Here is a 238-nt window from a genome sequence, read left to right as displayed (position 1 = left end):
TATTACTAGTGGTGCAATGGTTGGATCTTTTCTCGGAGTAATTGGTTCACTTATATATTTGCGTATGAAGTATAATAAAAGCCCATACTATTATAAGGACAGCTCGTATTCGCTTCGAGATTTAAGAGAAGACGGGAAACGGATACTACAGGTATCGATTCCAATTGCTATAGGGGCTTTATCAATGCCACTTTTAAACTTAGTAGACTCTCTTACAGTGCCACATGTGTTACAAGGA

The 238-nt window shown here is 37.8% G+C and carries 1 pseudogene; it reads left to right on the top strand.

Features of this window, described 5'->3' with window-relative positions:
* Positions 1 to 238: pseudogene (locus tag JDS92_RS30465) on the top strand (putative polysaccharide biosynthesis protein); the annotation flags it as partial.

The sequence above is a fragment of the Bacillus cereus group sp. N12 genome, assembly GCF_016483575.1.
GTDB classification, from domain to species: Bacteria; Bacillota; Bacilli; order Bacillales; family Bacillaceae_G; genus Bacillus_A; species Bacillus_A toyonensis.
This window is presented reverse-complemented; position numbering and strand designations above follow the sequence as displayed.